General features: G+C 73.0%; 15 protein-coding genes. 10 read left to right on the top strand and 5 right to left on the bottom strand.

Translation table 11 applies throughout. The features are described from left to right. Positions 1-266 precede the first annotated feature (266 nt). Entirely contained in the window at positions 267-1,277 is a 1,011-nt protein-coding gene (locus UK12_RS15855; protein WP_082119652.1) for a polysaccharide deacetylase family protein, read from the top strand. A 157-nt stretch (positions 1,278-1,434) separates the two neighbouring features. Here the strand turns inward: UK12_RS15855 and UK12_RS15850 are convergent, their stop codons facing one another. Continuing rightward, a complete protein-coding gene (locus tag UK12_RS15850) occupies positions 1,435-2,220 on the bottom strand; it encodes a glutamate racemase (RefSeq protein ID WP_045303619.1) in 786 nt (261 codons plus the stop codon). A gap of 105 nt (positions 2,221-2,325) precedes the next feature. On the opposite strand from UK12_RS15850, the gene UK12_RS15845 reads away from it, so the two are divergent. Both UK12_RS15845 and UK12_RS15840 read left to right on the top strand, forming a co-directional pair. Then, positions 2,326-3,465: a glycosyltransferase gene (locus tag UK12_RS15845; RefSeq protein WP_045303618.1), complete on the top strand. Its 1,140-nt coding sequence runs from the start codon at positions 2,326-2,328 to the stop codon at positions 3,463-3,465. Positions 3,466-3,562: 97 nt separating this feature from the next. After that, positions 3,563-4,330 (top strand): SAM-dependent methyltransferase, encoded by a 768-nt coding sequence (locus UK12_RS15840; protein WP_045303617.1) that lies wholly within the window; start codon positions 3,563-3,565, stop codon positions 4,328-4,330. A 13-nt stretch (positions 4,331-4,343) separates the two neighbouring features. On the opposite strand, the gene UK12_RS15835 is transcribed toward UK12_RS15840, so the two are convergent. Next, complete coding sequence (locus UK12_RS15835; protein ID WP_045303616.1) at positions 4,344-4,994, bottom strand: thiol:disulfide interchange protein DsbA/DsbL; 651 nt, start codon at positions 4,992-4,994, stop codon at positions 4,344-4,346. A 272-nt stretch (positions 4,995-5,266) separates the two neighbouring features. Between UK12_RS15835 and UK12_RS15830 the strand changes: the two genes are divergently transcribed. The 6 genes from UK12_RS15830 (at position 5,267) to UK12_RS15805 (ending at position 13,172) form a co-directional block, all read left to right on the top strand. Beyond that, positions 5,267-6,739: a purine-cytosine permease family protein gene (locus UK12_RS15830; RefSeq protein ID WP_045303615.1), complete on the top strand. Its 1,473-nt coding sequence runs from the start codon at positions 5,267-5,269 to the stop codon at positions 6,737-6,739. 269 nt (positions 6,740-7,008) lie between these two features. After that, entirely contained in the window at positions 7,009-7,452 is a 444-nt protein-coding gene (gene mscL, locus UK12_RS15825) for a large conductance mechanosensitive channel protein MscL (RefSeq protein WP_045303614.1), read from the top strand. 272 nt (positions 7,453-7,724) lie between these two features. Then, positions 7,725-8,615 carry a DUF6643 family protein gene (locus tag UK12_RS36615; protein ID WP_052681910.1) on the top strand — a complete coding sequence of 297 codons (891 nt, stop codon included), beginning with the start codon at positions 7,725-7,727 and terminating at the stop codon, positions 8,613-8,615. Between the two features lie 157 nt (positions 8,616-8,772). Further along, on the top strand, positions 8,773-9,663 hold the full coding sequence (locus UK12_RS15815) for an MOSC domain-containing protein (RefSeq protein ID WP_045303613.1): 891 nt from the start codon (positions 8,773-8,775) through the stop codon (positions 9,661-9,663). Positions 9,664-9,866: 203 nt separating this feature from the next. Then, positions 9,867-12,311 (top strand): right-handed parallel beta-helix repeat-containing protein, encoded by a 2,445-nt coding sequence (locus UK12_RS15810; protein ID WP_045303612.1) that lies wholly within the window; start codon positions 9,867-9,869, stop codon positions 12,309-12,311. Between the two features lie 78 nt (positions 12,312-12,389). Then, a complete protein-coding gene (locus UK12_RS15805) occupies positions 12,390-13,172 on the top strand; it encodes a DeoR/GlpR family DNA-binding transcription regulator (RefSeq protein ID WP_197084895.1) in 783 nt (260 codons plus the stop codon). Positions 13,173-13,210: 38 nt separating this feature from the next. Here the strand turns inward: UK12_RS15805 and UK12_RS15800 are convergent, their stop codons facing one another. Next, positions 13,211-14,314 carry a PLP-dependent cysteine synthase family protein gene (locus UK12_RS15800; RefSeq protein ID WP_045303610.1) on the bottom strand — a complete coding sequence of 368 codons (1,104 nt, stop codon included), beginning with the start codon at positions 14,312-14,314 and terminating at the stop codon, positions 13,211-13,213. A 220-nt stretch (positions 14,315-14,534) separates the two neighbouring features. Next, positions 14,535-14,855 carry an SHOCT domain-containing protein gene (locus tag UK12_RS15795; protein ID WP_197084892.1) on the bottom strand — a complete coding sequence of 107 codons (321 nt, stop codon included), beginning with the start codon at positions 14,853-14,855 and terminating at the stop codon, positions 14,535-14,537. A gap of 206 nt (positions 14,856-15,061) precedes the next feature. Between UK12_RS15795 and UK12_RS15790 the strand changes: the two genes are divergently transcribed. Then, on the top strand, positions 15,062-15,442 hold the full coding sequence (locus UK12_RS15790; protein ID WP_045303609.1) for a VOC family protein: 381 nt from the start codon (positions 15,062-15,064) through the stop codon (positions 15,440-15,442). A gap of 37 nt (positions 15,443-15,479) precedes the next feature. On the opposite strand, the gene UK12_RS15785 is transcribed toward UK12_RS15790, so the two are convergent. Next, positions 15,480-16,080, bottom strand: a 601-nt coding sequence (locus UK12_RS15785) for a response regulator (protein ID WP_045303608.1), incomplete at its 5' end; no start/stop codon positions are given.

The raw sequence follows: 16,080 nt of genomic DNA, 5'->3' as shown, positions 1-16,080 counted from the left end.
TTGAGCGTCCCTCGTACCGCCGCAAAAATCCATGAGCCGCCGTACAACCATCGCGGGACTTCGGTGGTCTCCCTTACATCGAAGGAGCCAGACCACCGGTTCAACTGCAACAGCTGGACCATCCAGGACCGTCCCCGGCGAGGGTTGGGAGTCCCCTGCCGAGGGCCGGAGATCCCGGGTGCGGAGCCGCCGCGCCCTGGTGCCGGAGCCGTTTACCCGGCGCTCCGGCGGCGCCACCACGCCGCATCGGCGACCGAGGGGGACTTGTGCCGTATCCCGAATCCACCACTGTCAGCAGCCGCCCCGGCAACCGCCCCGGCGGCCGGTCGCCGTCCGCCTTCCCCGCCATTGCCCCGCCCGAGCGGGACCGGGGCAGTTGGCTGCGGTTCTCCCCCGCCCAGCCGCTCTTCCGGGCCCGGGCCGCACAGCGCCTGGCCGTCCTCGCGTACCACGGGGTGACCGACCCCCGGTCCTTCGGCGCCCAGCTGGACCGGCTGCGCCAGCTCGCCACCCCGGTCTCGCTGCAGGCCGTGGAGCGGGCGGTCTCCGAGGGCCGGCCGCTGCCGCCGCGCAGCGTGCTGATCACCTTCGACGACGCCGACCGCACGGTGCTGACGCACGCGCTGCCCGCCCTGGCGGCGCGGCGGATCCCGGCGGCGGCCTTCGTGATCGCCGAGCTGATCGGCACGGACCGCCCGTTCTGGTGGCACGAGGCGGCGTTCCTGGCGCAGCACGGCGGTCAGGCCCGTTCGCTGCCCGCCGACGGCCGTCCCGACCAGCTGCTGACCCGGCTCAAGGCACTGCCCGACCCGGACCGCCGGCGGACGCTGCACGAGCTGCGGGTCAGTGCCGGACGCCGTCCACCCGGGCAGGAGCAGCTCGGTCCGGAGGACCTGCGGGCGCTGCGGGCGGCGAAGGTGGCGATCGGCAACCACACCATGGGCCACCCGTGCCTGAACCGGTGCGACGATGCGACGGTGGCCGCCGAGATCGTGGGCGCGCACCGGTCGCTCACCCAGTGGCTGGGTGAGCCGCCGACGGCCTTCGCGTATCCCAACGGCGGGTACGAACCCCGGGCGGATTCGGTGCTGCGCGGCCTCGGCTACCGCTTGGGCTTCCTCTCGGACCACCGGCTCGGCCCCCGGCTGCCGGCCCACCCGTTGCGGATCAGCCGGCTGCAGGTGGACTCGATGACCTCCACCCGCCGGTTCGACACCATCCTCTCGGGGCTCGAACCGGCGGTGCAGCGCTTGCGCAGACACCCCGACGGGGACTGAGACCGACCGGCACATGGGGGGTGGGTGAAGGTGGGGGTCCCCGGCCGGAGAGTTGGAGGAAGGTCGGGGTCCAGGCGACAGCCATCGCCACGCGACGCCGCCCCCATGTGCACGTCGGTCCGAGCCGCCTCCTGCCGCCGGGCTGCCCCGGGCGCGGTCAGCCCGCGGCGGGAACGGGCGTGACCAGCGCCAGGCCCTGGGCGTAGTGCGCCGCCGCGGCCGGCAGCCGGGAGGGGCGGCCGCTGTGCAGGACGGTGAGGCCGGCGGTGCCCCGGGCGGCCGCGGCATCGCCGATCCGCCGCAGGGCCTGGGCCGCGACCGCCCCGGCGGAGCCGAAGTAGACCGGCCCGGCGCCGCCCGTGGCACCGACGGCCGCCCGGATCCGCTCCTCGACCAGCTCGTAGTGGGTGCAGCCGAGCACGATGGTGTCCGTACCGGCGGGGGTACGGGAGGCGGCGTCCGCGACGGCGGCGTCGATGGCGGCGTCGTCCCCACGCTCGATGGCCTCGGCCAGCCCCGGGCACGCGATCCCGGTGATCTCGGCGGCGGCACCGCCGAACTCCTCGATCAGCCGGAGCTGGTAGGGGCTGCCGGTGGTGGCGGGTGTGGCCCAGATCGCGACCCGGCCGCCGCCGGCCGCGGCGGGCTTGATCGCCGGGACCGTGCCGATGACCGGAAGACCGGGCTCCAGTTCTGCTCGCAGCGCCTCCAGGGCGTGCACGGAGGCGGTGTTGCAGGCGACCACCAGGGCGTCCGGGCGGTGCGCGGCGGCGGCTCTCGCGCACGCGAGGGCGTGCTCGGTGATGTCCGCCGCGGTGCGCGGGCCCCAGGGCATGCCGTCGGGGTCGGAGGAGAGCACCAGGTCCACGTCCGGCCGGAGCTGACGCAGGGCTGCGGCGGTGGGAAGCAGGCCGATCCCGGAGTCCATCAGTGCGATCTTCACAGGGGACGACTCTACTGGACGCCGTGACTCGCCCCAGGGGCAGCCGGGTCGGCGGCCGGGCGCGGGAGCCGGGAGCGCGCGGCCGGATTGGGGCAGACTGCCGGGGTGACCCTACTGCTCTGGCTGTCGGTGGTGTCCCTGCTCGGCTGGCTCTGGCTGGCCTGCGGCCACGGCCTGTTCTGGCGGACCGACCAGCGGCTGCCGCCCCGCCGGCCGCCCGGGCGCCGTCCGGAGGTCGCGATCGTGGTCCCGGCGCGGGACGAGACCGAGGTGCTGCCGGTGAGCCTGCCGAGCCTGCTGGCGCAGAAGTACCCGGGCCGGGCCCGGGTGGTCCTGGTGGACGACCACAGCGGCGACGGCACCGGCGCACTCGCCCGGCGGCTCGCGCGGACCGGCGGGCTGCCGCTGACCGTCGCCACGCCGCCCCCGCTGCCGCCCGGCTGGACCGGCAAGCTCTGGGCGCTGCGGCACGGCGTCGAGCTGGCCGGCCCGGTCGACTACCTGCTGCTCACCGATGCCGACATCGCCCACGGCCCGGACTCGCTCGCCGAACTGGTCGCCGCCGCCGAGAGCAACGGCCTCGACCTGGTCTCGCAGATGGCCCGGCTGCGGGTCGCCACCGGCTGGGAGCGGCTGATCGTCCCGGCGTTCGTGTACTTCTTCGCCCAGCTGTACCCGTTCCGGTGGAGCAACCGCCCCGGGGCCCGGACGGCCGCGGCGGCGGGCGGCTGCTCACTGGTCCGCCGGGAGGCGCTGGAGCGGGCGGGCGGGATCGCGGCGATCCGGGGAGCGGTGATCGACGACGTGTCGCTGGCCCGCGTGGTGAAGTCGACGGGCGGCCGGACCTGGCTCGGCCTGGCCGAGCAGGTGGACAGCGTCCGCCCCTACCCCCGGCTCGCGCTGCTGTGGCGGATGGTCTCGCGCAGCGCGTACGCGCAGTTGCGGCACTCGCCGCTGCTGCTCGCCGGGACGGTGGCCGGGCTGGCCCTGGTCTACCTGGTACCGCCGGTGGCCGCGCTGACCGGGCTGGCCGCCGGGCGGCCCGGCGTCGCGGCGGCCGGTGGGGCGGCCTGGACGCTGATGGCGGCGACCTTCCTGCCGATGCTGCGCTACTACCGGCAGCCCGGCTGGTCCGCCCTGCTGCTGCCGTTCACCGCCTTCCTCTACCTGCTGATGACGGTGGACTCGGCCGTGCAGCACTGGCGCGGCCGGGGTGCGGCCTGGAAGGGCCGGACGTACGGGTGAGGGTGCGCGGGAGCAGGGCGCCCTCGGGCCCCGGCCGGGACGGGTCACCGCGATAAGTCAGGAGACAGCCCGCCTTCCTCGGCCGCACACTGGCCTGATGGACCGTCACCTGATCTCGCGGATCGCCCACACCGACCACCCCATCGCGGCGCCACTCTTCGACGAATCGGTGCAGCGGCTGCTGGACCGTCTCCTGGGTGCCGACACCCGGCGCGTCCTGGATCTCGGCTGCGGTGAGGGCGCCTGGCTGCTGCGGGCACTGACGGCACGGCCGAAGCTGCACGCGGTCGGCGTGGACCTGGACACCCGGGGGCTGGCGCAGGCCCACCAGGCGGCCACGGCACTCGGGGTCGCGCAGCGGCTCGGTCTTCACCACCAGGACGCCCGCGAGTTCAGCGGTCCCCAGCCGTTCGACGCGGTGCTGTGCGTGGGCGCGACCCATGCGTTCGACGGCCTGCTGCCGACGCTCACCGCGATCGACCGGCACCTGGCGCCCGGCGGCCTGGCCCTGGTCGGCGAGGCGTTCTGGCAGCAGGAGCCGACCGAGGCGGCGCTGGCGGGACTGGGCGGCATGGCCGCCACGGACTACGACGATCTGGCGACCACGGTCGACAAGGTCGTGGCCGCCGGGTGGACGCCCGTGTACGGGTACGTCAGCAGTCGGCCCGAACTGGACGACTACGAGTTCTGCTGGACCGGCTCGCTCGCCGCCTGGGCGCTGGACCACCCCGACGACCCGGACAGCGCGCAGGCCGCGGCCGTCGCCGCCGAGCACCGGGCGGGGTGGCTCGTCGGCTACCGGGACACCTTCGGGTTCGTCACCCTGGTCCTGCGGCGGACGGCCGACACCGGTACCGGCGGCTAGCCGGCCCGGGCGCTCAGGCGCGGGCGACCAGGTCGTCCAGGATCTCCGGCATCTGCTGCACGCTGCCCGCCCGGCTGGGCGAGGTGCGGAACCGGCCGCCCTTGACCAGGACCGTCGGGACCTCGCTCACCTCGTACCGGACCAGCAGGGCGGACGCCCCGTTGGTCGCCTTGTCGACCTCCGGGGAGCGGTAGGCGGCGCGGAACGCCGCGGCGTCGATGCCCTGCCGCCGCGCCCAGTCGGTGGCCTGCTCCGCACCGGTCAGGTCCTCGCCCTGCTCCCGGACGGCGCGGAAGGCGGCGAGCTGCATCCGGTCCACCTGGCCGAGCTTCTCCAGCGTGTAGTAGAGCCGGGCGTGCGCCAGCTGGGCCTGCTCGTCGGGGCCGCCGGCCCAGACCGCCGGGATCCGGCGCAGCGCCACGTCGCCGCGGTGCCGGGCGGCCCACTGCTCCAGCGGGGCCTCCAGCTCGTAGGAGTGCGGGCAGCCGTACCAGAAGAACTCGACGGCCTCCTGGCGTTCCATGGTCCGGACCGGCCGTGGGTGGTCGAGGTGGACGACCTGGCCGCCGTCGTGCGGGACGTCCGGGGCGGCGGTGGCGGTGGGGCCGGTGAGCAGTCCACCGGCGAGGGCGAGGAGGGCGACGGTGCGCAGCAGGGAGGTCACGCGCGCCAGCCTGCCAGTCACGCAGAGCCACCGGCCAGCCACCGCCCGGGGCAGCGGGGGCCGTTCACCCGATCAGAGCAGTTTGAATGTGCTTGCGCCCGTATGTCCGTACAGAGACGTACAGGAGTTCCCCGGCGGTGTGTGGACGATCATCCGTTGTGCGTGAACCGCCCGAAAGCCAATCATGAACAGGCTCGGTGCACTTCCTCGTGCCGTGCGACCGACGACCGTCCCCTCCGGCCGTTGTGCAGAGCGCATGGAAAGACCACCATATGTCGCAATCCCCTGCCGGCTCGCTGATCGAACAGCATGGTGTCGAGACGATCCCCGAGGCCGAGCGGACGAGCACACCGCGTGACGTGCTGAGCATCCTGGTCGGCTCCAACCTCGCCTTCGGCGTCGTCGTCTTCGGCTGGCTCCCGGTCTCCTTCGGGCTCTCCTTCTGGGCCAGCACCACCGCCCTCGTCCTGGGCACCGCCGTGGGCATCGTGCTGACCGCCCCGCTGGCGCTGGTGTCACTGCGCACCGCGACCAACCTGTCCACCAGCAGCGGTGCCCACTTCGGGGTACGCGGCCGGCTGATCGGCTCGGTGGTCGGTCTGCTGCTCTCGCTCGGCTACACCGCGCTCGCCCTCTGGGTGGGCGGGGACGTGGTGGTCGGTTCGCTGAACCGGATGCTGGGCCTGCCCACCGACGGCGCGGCCTACGTGGCGACGTACAGCGTGCTCGCGGTGCTCAGCGCGACGGCGGCGGTGTTCGGCTACCGGCTGCTGCTGAAGCTGGAGCGGGTGCTGATGTGGGCGATGTCGGTGCTGCTGGTGGCGGGCCTGTTCGCGTTCGCCCCGCACTTCGACGCCGCCGTGCACGGGCACTACCTGCTGGGCGGCTTCTGGCAGACCTGGCTGCTGGCCGTGGTCTCCGCCGGGCTGAGCGGCCCGATCGCCTTCATCACCCTGCTCGGCGACTACACCCGGTACGTCTCGCCGACCCGCCACAGTTCGCGCAAGGTGCTCTGGTCCACCATCGGCGGCCTGTTCCTGGGCCTGCTGATCCCGCAGCTGTTCGGCACCTTCACGGCCGTCGCCACCCACGCCGGGGACAACTACGTCGCCGGGCTGGTCGCCGGGGCACCCGCCTGGTTCCTGCTGCCGCTGGTCGTCAACGGCCTGCTGGGCAGCGCGGGCAACACCGGTCTGATGCTCTACAGCATGGGCCTGGACCTGGACGCCATCCTGCCGCGCGCCACCCGCCTCCAGGCCACCTACGTGGTCGCCGCGCTCGCCACCGTGCTGGTCTTCCTCGGCCACTTCGTGTGGAACGCGCAGGACGCGGTGACCTCCTTCGTGCTGGTGCTCACCGCGATCGGCACGCCCTGGGCGGTGATCACCCTGATCGGCTTCCGGCGCTGCCGGGGCGACTACGACCAGCAGTCACTGCAGGTCCTCAACCAGCGCACCCGGGGCGGGATCTACTGGTACCGCGCTGGCTGGAACATCCCCGCCACGACGGCCTGGGTGGGCGGCAGCGCGGTGGGCCTGTGCGCGGTGGACACTCCCGTCTACCAGGGGCCGCTGCTGCCGCTGAGCGGTGGGATCGACATCAGCTTCCTGCTCTCCGGGCTGGTCGCGGCGGCGCTGTACCTGGTCCTCTCGCGCTCGCAGCGCGGCCGGGCCGGCGGCCCGGTGGCACCGGTCGCCGCCGCCTCGGCGCAGACGCACTCCCGCAGCCAGGAACAGTCGGTCTGAGCGGGCGCTCGACGGGAGCCGCCGGGGCCGGTCCACCGGGCCCGGCGGCTCCCGTTCTTTCTGAGCCAGCGTCACATCTTCCGCATTCGAATCGAGTTCTCCGTCACAGGGCCGAACCCCGGGACGCGCATTCGATGCTGGGACACGGCTGCGAAGGTTAGCCAGTTCAGGTGAACTCGGCTGGACCACACGGTCGTTGGGTCGGCAGGATCGTCAGCCGGGCCCGTCGGCCCCGCTCTCATGCCCGCCCCCCGAGTTTGGAGTTCCCGGTGTTCAAGGGATTCCGCAGCTTCCTGCTGCGCGGAAACGTCGTCGACCTGGCCGTCGGTATCGTCATCGGCGCGGCCTTCACCGCCGTCGTCACCGGGTTCGTCACGGCCTTCCTCACCCCGCTGATCGGCGTCGCGACCGGCGCGGTGGGCGATGTCAGCCAGAACCACTTCTCGGTCGCGGGCACCACCTTCCCGTACGGCGCGTTCCTGAACGCCCTGATCAGCTTTGTGCTGGTGGCCGCGGTGATCTACTTCTTCGTGGTGGTGCCGGTCGGCCGGCTGCAGGACCGGTTCCACCCGGTGAAGGACACCCCGGTCGCCATGACCGACTGCCCCGAGTGCCTGAGCCAGGTGCCGGTCGCGGCCACCCGCTGCGCCCACTGCACCTCCGAGCTGGCCGGCCGGCCCGGGTTCCCGGCCCAGGCGGTGCAGACCCGCTGACCTCGGCCGACGCCCTCCGGCGGGCGCCGGGGGGCTCGCCGGGGCCGTCCGCACGCCCTCGGTTCGCGACGAGGGCACCGGAATACGTCCGGAAGATAACGTTCGTCCACTGTTCGACTGTCCGTCAGGCATCGGACTGGCCGGATCAGGGCGACGAAATGTCGGATCTAAACATGTTCGAGCGTTTTGTGCGAGCGAAGACTCTGTAAACACTCGAACTCCTCACCCTCCCAGTCTCCTCAGCAGGCAGAGTTGGGCTTACGGTATGCCCCATGACCTCGCCCCGCTCCTACGACGGAGTCGGCTACCCCTCTCCGTCCTTCTCCTCCGGCACGCCCATCTACGACAGCCTCGTCGCAGAGCGCGGGGTGCCGCAGATCGCCCCGATCAACGTGCCTGCCGCCCTGCCCCCGGCCCTCCCCTCCGGCTACGGCTCGGCACCCGGCTACGGTGCACCCGGCTACGGCCCCGGTGCCCAGAGCTTCGGCGGCCAGCAGTTCGGCACCCAGAGCTTCGGTGCCCCGGCCCTGCCCGCCCCGGCCATCCCCTCGCCCGGGCTCGCCGCCCCGGGCTTCGGGACTCCGGGCTTCGACAGCCCGGCGGGCAACCTGCCCGCGCTGCCCCCGGCCCGCCTCGCGCTCGGCCCCGGTCCCAGCAGCAGCGGGCCCGCCACCGCGTACCTGCCCGCGCAGTCGGCCCCGGTTCCGACCGGCTACACCGCCGCGCCGCAGCCGTCCGCACCCGCCTACGGCGGTATGCAGCCGGTCGTACCGTCGCAGCGCCCGATGGCCCCGGTCCCCACCCCGGCCCAGTCGTTCCAGCCGCAGGCGGGCCAGAGCTTCGGCGGGCAGAACAGCTTCGCCTCGGCGCCGCAGGGCTTCGCCGGCCAGCCGTCCGGCGGTCCTGGTATGCCCGGGCAGAACGGGCAGAACGGGCAGAGCTTCGGCGGTCAGCAGTTCGGTGCCCAGGGTTTCGGCGGCCAGGCGCAGCAGGGGTTCGCCGACCACAGCTTCGGCGGCAACCAGTTCCGCGCCGCGCCGGTCGCGCCCGTGCGGCCGGTCCAGCCGCAGCGTCCGGCGCAGTACGGCGAGCAGCAGTACCAGCAGGCTCCGGGCCAGCAGTTCGCCAACCCGCAGGCCGGTCTCCAGGCGAACGCCTACTGACCGACCGCGCACACCCCCAGAACCACAGGGCCCGGCGAACGAGGGCGCCGGGCCCGGCAGGGCAAGGGTCGACAGCGAGGGCCGTCCCCACCGCAGCAGGTCTGCGGCAGGGACGGCCCTCGCACATACGCGCTACCGATGCTGGCAGGATGGCGACATGCCACAGCTCACCGCACTTCACATCCACCCGCTGAAGTCCGCCTACCGCCTGAGCCCCGAGAGTGCCCAGGTCGAGCCCTGGGGCCTGCTGGGGGACCGCCGCTGGATGCTGGTGGACGAACTCGGCAAGGCGTACACGCAGCGCGAGAACCCGGCCGTCGGCCGGTACCGGGTGCTGCCGGGGCCGGACGGTTCGCTGAGCGTGACCGGCCCGGACGGGGCCCGGCTGGAGGTGGCCGCCCCGTCGAGTGCCAGCGGCGCCGAGGTGGTCAAGGCGGACATCTTCGGTTCGGTCTTCGAGGCGGCGCTGGCGGCCGAGGAGGCGCAGCGGTGGTTCGGTGAGCGGTTCCCCGGCGTCCGGCTGCTGCACCTGGACAACCCGCTCAGCCGGGCGGTGAGCGCCAAGTACTCCGCCCCGGGCGACACCGTCTCGATGGCCGACGGCTTTCCGCTGCTGGTCACCACGACGGCCTCGCTCGACGCGCTGAACGAGCTGCTCGCCGCCGACCACCCGGGTGACCCGGTCAAGGGCGAGGCGCTCCCGATGGAGCGATTCCGTCCCAACCTGGTGGTTTCCGGCACCGAGCCCTGGGCCGAGGACGGCTGGCACCGGATCCGGGTCGGCGAGTTGACGTTCCGGGTGGTCAAGCCGTGCGGCCGGTGCGTGATCACCACCACCGACCAGGAGACCGGTGAGCGCCGGTCGCAGGAACCGCTGCGGGCACTGGCCAGGCACCACCGCTTCGGGAAGCGGCTGGTCTTCGGCCAGAACCTGATCCCGGAGCGGCCGGAGGGTGTCACCGGCGATCTGCTCGGCACCGTCCGGCTCGGCGACGAGGTCACCGTGCTGGAAGCGGGCCCGATCCCGCAGCCGGACCGCCGCGGCTGACCCGCGGCCGCCCGGGGGCGGCCGCGGCAGCCGTACGCGGAAGCAGGAGCGGAGCCGTACCCGGAGCCGGAACCGTACCTCGGAACCGGAACCGAAAGTCTGCTCGCTCGTTGTCCAAGGTTGAGCGTCCGAGGAGCCGGGCCGGGCACGCTACCGTGGGCACGGGGCGGGCAGGTTCGACGAAGGTGGGATGACGGATCGTCATGGGTGAGCACAGGGTCCGGGTCACGCAGGACAGCGCCTCTCGGTGGCGGCGGCGCGCCGGGGAGTACGAAACGCTCAACGAGGCCCTCGCGGTGGCCGAGCCCGGCGACACCCTGACGATCCGCCCCGGCACGTTCCGGGAGAGCCTGGTGATCGACAAGCCGGTCACCCTGCTCGCCGCCGAAGGCCCCGGCACGGTCAGGATCGATCCGCCCAGCAGGGTCGCACTGCTGGTCAGCGCCGCCGTGACGGTACGCGACCTGGTGATCGGGGGAGCCGAACTATCCGTCCCCTCCGTGCTGGTGACCGGCCCCGAGGCCGCCGCCGAGCTGGTCAACTGCCGGGTCGCGGCCCGCTCCTCGGTCGGAGTCGAGATCGCCGACCGGGCCCGCGCCACCCTGCGCGGCTGCACCGTGCACAACCCCTCCGGTCTCGGCGTCCGGCTGCGCGCCCAGGCCACCGCCGTGATCGAGGACAGCGAGCTGGCCGACGCCGGGCAGGCCGGACTCGCCGTCCTCGGCGGGGCCACCGCCCGGCTGGACCGCTGCCGCCTGCACCACGCGAGCGGCGCCGGGCTGCTCCTCGCCGACCAGGGCAGCGGTGCCGAGCTGACCGGCTGCGAGATCTACGAGATCCGGGGCAGCGGAGTACAGGCGGAGGCGAAGGCGGTGGGCCGGCTCACCGACTGCACCATCCACCGGGTCTCCGGCAACGGCCTCACCCTGGACACCGACGCCGAACTCACCCTCACCGGCTGCCGGGTGCACGACCTCCCCGAGAACGCCGCCGACCTGCGCGGCCGCTCCCGGCTGGTCCTGGAGCACAGCACCGTCCGGGACTTCGGCCGGGGCGCGCTCTCGATCTGGGACCAGGGCACCCGGGTCGAGGCGCTGGCCAGCGAGATCCACAGCAGCGACGGCGACTATCCGGCGGTCTGGGTCAGCGACGGCGCCCAACTGACCCTCACGGACTGCTCGCTGCACGACCTCCCCGACGCCCTGTTCGTCCTCGACCGGGACTCCCGCGCCACCGCCAAGGACTGCTCGTTCAGCCGGATCCGCAGCTCGGCCGTCTCGGTCAGCAGCGGTGCCACCGTCGCCCTCGCCGACTGCCGTATCCAGGAGGCCGGTACCGGCCTGTGGTTCCGCGACCACGGCAGCGGCGGACGGCTGACCGGCTGCGAGATCTCCGAGGTCGCCACCGGCGTCATCGTCACCAAGGGCGCCGACCCCGAGCTGCGCGAGTGCACGGTACGGGGCAGCGCCGACGCCGCCGTGTACATCTCGGCGCAGGGGCGCGGCAGCTTCGAGGACTGCCGGGTCTCGCACGGCAAGGGCTTCGGCTTCCACATCATCGACGGCTGCCGCACCGTGCTGACCCGGTGCCGGGCCGAGCAGAACGGCCGGGCGGGCTTCGAGTTCTCCGAGCCCGGACCGGTCACCGAGGGCTGCGTGTCCGACGACGTACCGGCTTCGCAGGGCGTCCCGGCACCGCGCAGCGCCCAGCCCGCCCACCCTGTGCCGCCCGCACCGGCGGTGCAGGCGGCACAGACCACAGCCGCCGTCCGGGTCGGGCAGGTCTCGGCCGCGCCGCTGGCCACCGCCGCCTCCGTCGCGCAGATCGCCCCGATCCCCGACTGCCGCCCGGCCGACGAGGCGCTGGCCGAACTCGACGCGCTGGTCGGCCTGGCCACCGTCAAGCAGGAGGTCCGCGCCCTGATCGACCTGATCTCGGTGGGCCGGCGGCGTCGGCAGGCCGGGCTGAAGGCGCCCTCGCTCCGTCGGCACCTGGTCTTCACCGGCTCCCCCGGCACCGGGAAGACCACGGTCGCCCGGCTCTACGGCGAGATCCTCGCCTCGCTGGGCGTGCTCCAGCGCGGCCACCTGGTCGAGGTCGCCCGGGTCGACCTGGTCGGCGAGCACATCGGGTCCACCGCGATCCGGACCCAGGCCGCCTTCGACCGGGCCAGGGGCGGGGTGCTCTTCATCGACGAGGCGTACGCGCTGGCGCCCGAGGACGGGGCCAGGGACTTCGGCCGGGAGGCGATCGACACCCTGGTCAAGCTGATGGAGGACCACCGCGACGAGGTGGTGGTGATCGTGGCCGGCTACACCGCCGAGATGGAACGCTTCCTCTCCACCAACCCCGGTGTCTCCTCCCGGTTCTCCCGTACCGTCACCTTCCCCGACTACTCGGCGGCCGAACTGCTGCAGATCGCCCGCGCCCAGTGCGCCGAGCACGAGTACGCCCTGAGCGAGGCCGCCGAGGCCGCCCTGTTCGACCACTTCGGCTCACTGGAGCGCGGGCCCGCCTTCGGCAACGGCCGCACCGCCCGGCTGGTCTTCGAGACCATGGTCGAGCGCCATGCGATGCGGGTCGCCCAGCTCCCCGACCCGTCCACCGAGGACCTCCAGCTGCTCGTCCCCGCCGATCTGCCCGGCTGACCTTCCGCTCCGGCCATCTGCGAGGATGGCACGGACGAGCCAACCCCGGAGGCGTGACACGTGGCCGACAACGGCAATCTGCTGGCCGAGCAGCGGCGCGCACTGATCCTCGACGAGGTCCGGCGGCGCGGCGGTGTCCGGGTCAACGAGCTGACCCGGCAGCTGAACGTCTCCGACATGACGATCCGTCGGGACCTGGACGCGCTGGCCAGGAGCGGCGTGATCGAGAAGGTGCACGGCGGCGCGGTGGTGGTCGAGGAGGCCCGCACCCACGAGCCGGGCTTCGAGGCCAAGTCGGTGCTCGAGCCCTCCGCCAAGGAGCAGATCGCCGTGGCTGCCGCACAGTTGGTCACCCCCGGCAGCGCGATCGCCCTCTCCGGCGGCACCACCACCTACGCGCTGGCCCAACACCTCACCGAGACAAGCCAGTTGACGGTGGTCACCAACTCGGTCCGGGTCGCCGACGTGTTCGAACGGGCGCAGCGTCAGAACGGCGCCCCCGGCGCGACGGTCGTGCTCACCGGCGGTGTCCGCACCCCCTCGGACGCCCTGGTCGGCCCGATCGCCGACCGGGCCATCCGCTCCCTCCACTTCGACCTGCTCTTCCTCGGCACCCACGGCCTCTCCCCCGAGGCGGGCCTCTCGACCCCCAACCTCGCCGAGGCCGAGACCAACCGGAACTTCGTCGCCTCGGCCCGGCGCGTCGTCGCCGTCGCCGACCACACCAAGTGGGGCATAGTCGGCCTCTCCACCTTCGCCGCCCTCGCCGAGGTCGACACCTGGGTCACCGACTCCGCCCTCCCCGCCGAGGCTGCGGCGGCGGCCCGCGAGCACGTCCGCGAACTCATCCTGGCCGACTGACCGCTCCCGTCCGGCCGGGCCGCCGCCGGGTCCGGCGGTCAGCCCAGCAGGCCGGTGCCGTTGAGGAAGGCCTCCAGCTCCTCCTGGTGAGGGGCGATGTCGATGCCCTGCCCGGCCAGCCAGTCGTCGGAGTAGTACTTGTCGAGGTAGCGGTCACCGGGGTCGCAGATCAGCGTGACGACGCTGCCCTGCTGACCTGACGCCCGCATCTCGGCGACGATCCGCAGGGCGCTCCAGAACCCGGTGCCGGTGGAGGCTCCGGCCTTCTTGCCGAGCTGGTGCTCCAGGACCCGGATGGCGGCGATCGAGGCGGCGTCGGGGACCTTCATCATCCGGTCCACGGCGCCGGCCACGAAGCTGGGCTCCATCCGGGGGCGGCCGATGCCCTCGATCCGCGAGCCGCTGTCGCAGGTCGCGGACGGGTCGTGGTTGACCCAGCCCTCGAAGAAGCAGGAGTTCTCCGGGTCGGCGACGCAGATCCGGGTGTCGTGCTGGAGGTAGTGGACGTAGCGGGCGATGGTGGCGGAGGTGCCGCCGGTGCCGGCGGTGGCGACGATCCAGGTGGGCTCGGGGTGCGGCTCCAGGCGGAGCTGGGCGAAGATCGACTCGGCGATGTTGTTGTTCCCGCGCCAGTCGGTGGCCCGCTCGGCGTAGGTGAACTGGTCCATGTAGTGGCCGCCGGTCTCCTCGGCGAGGCGCGCCGAGACCTCGTACACCTCACCGGGGTTGCCGACCAGGTGACAGCTGCCGCCGTGGAACTCGATCAGGTCGATCTTGGCCTGGCTGGTCGTCTTCGCCATCACCGCGATGAACGGCACGCCGATCAGCTTGGCGAAGTACGCCTCCGAGACGGCGGTCGAGCCGCTGGACGCCTCGATCACGGGCTTGCCGGGTCTGATCCAGCCGTTGCACAGGCCGTAGAGGAAGAGCGATCTGGCCAGCCGGTGCTTGAGGCTGCCGGTCGGGTGGGTCGACTCGTCCTTCAGGTAGAGGTCGATGCCCCACTGCTCGGGCAGCGGGAAGCGCAGCAGGTGCGTGTCGGCCGAGCGGTTGGCATCGGCCTGCACCTTGCGGACGGCCTCCTTCAGCCAGGCCCGGTACTCCGTGTCGGAACGGTCCACGTCCAGCGTCTCGACGCTCATGGCAAGCCCTCTCAACTCTGCGAAAACTCGGCGAAATCCCTACAGGTACGACCAACCGAGTGTAACAATTGACTACGAAAAGTAATCGTTGTAGGTGCTCCAGCTTCCGCTTATCGGACTTTCCGATGGGAGTTTCGGAGACGGCCCCCACAGCGGCGACCGCCGGCCGGGGCGTCCGAACCCCGGCCGGCGGTCGCTGTGACGGGCAACGGCCCGCCCGTTACGGCTGCTTGCCGCGGGCCGACGTCCCTCCCCCACGCCTGTCCACCTGCTCGGAGAGCACCGCTCGCCGGGCCCGGTACTCGTCCGCGTCGATCTCGCCCTGGGCATAGCGCCGCCCGAGGACGGCGAGCGGGCTGTCGCCGAAGGCAGCGCAGCGCCGACGCCAGACCGTACGCCGCAGCACGAGCACGACGAGGAAGATCAGCGCCAGCCAGAAGAGCGGGATCAGCAGCAGCCACGGGCCGGGGCCCGGGCCGTTCCAGTGGCCGTGATCCGCGAGCGGCAGTACGGCCGGCGGCATTGCGTTCAGCATGGTCATCGAAGGCATCTCCTCGTGCACGGTCCTCGGTCCGGGATACGTCGAGCATCCCGCCGCAGGCGCCGCCACGCGTCCTACCGGCAGCGGCAGTTGCGCTACTCCCCGGGAAGTAGCGGCGGACCGGGCGGACCGGTCGAGGCAGTGGGCCGGCCGCCGCGTGCCGGCCGGCACGGAGCTGCCTAGCCTGGTGGCAGGAGGTGGTGGAGATGTTGACTGACGCCCCCGTCTACGCCGTGATCCCGGCCGTCGACCTCGCCCGCGCCACGGCGTTCTACCGGGACGCCCTGGGGCTGAAGCCGGCGGTGGAGTCGGCGGAGGAGGTCCGCTTCGAGAGCGGCGGCACCCGGTTCTCGGTCTACCGGACGCCCAACGGCGGCAAGGCCGCCCACACCCTGGCGAGTTGGAAGGTCACCGGCCTCGACGCCGAGATGGCCGATCTGCGGTCGCGCGGGGTCGTCTTCGAGGAGTACGACATGCCGGGGCTGAAGACCGTCGACGGCGTCGCGGAGGCGGAGGGCATGCGGTGCGCCTGGTTCAAGGACAGCGAGGGCAACATCCTCTGCCTGGCCGAGGAGGGTACGCCGTAGTCCGGCACCCGCGTGAGGCACGCCCGGCGCGCTCCGGTCAGCCGAGCCAGCCCGGCCTGACCAGGCCGGTCTCGTACGCCAGGACCACCAGCTGCGCCCGGTCGCGGGCGCCGAGTTTCACCATGGCCCGGCTGACGTGGGTCTTGGCGGTGAGCGGGCTGACCACCAGGCGGCGGGCGATGTCCTCGTTGGACAGGCCCATGCCGACCAGCGCGAGCACCTCCCGTTCCCGGTCGGTGAGCCGGGCCAGGTCGGTCGCCGCCGGAGCGGGTGCCTTGGAGCGGGCGGCGAACTCGCCGATCAGGCGCCGGGTGACGCCGGGCGAGAGCAGCGCGTCACCGGCTGCGGCGACCCGGACCGCGCGCAGCAGGTCGGCCGGTTCGGTGTCCTTCACCAGGAATCCGGCGGCGCCCGCGCGCAGCGCCTCGAAGACGTACTCGTCGAGCTCGAAGGTGGTCAGGACCACCACCTTGACGGCGGCGAGCGAAGCCTGGGCGCCGATCCTGCGGGTGGCCTCCAGGCCGTCCAGACGGGGCATCCGGATGTCCATCAGGACGACGTCGGGCACCAGCCGGCAGGTGAGTTCGACGGCCTGCTCGCCGTCGTCCGCCTCGCCGACCACCTCGATGTCGGGCTGG

The organism is Saccharothrix sp. ST-888 (genome assembly GCF_000955975.1).
Lineage (GTDB): Bacteria > Actinomycetota > Actinomycetes > Streptomycetales > Streptomycetaceae > Kitasatospora.
This window is presented reverse-complemented; position numbering and strand designations above follow the sequence as displayed.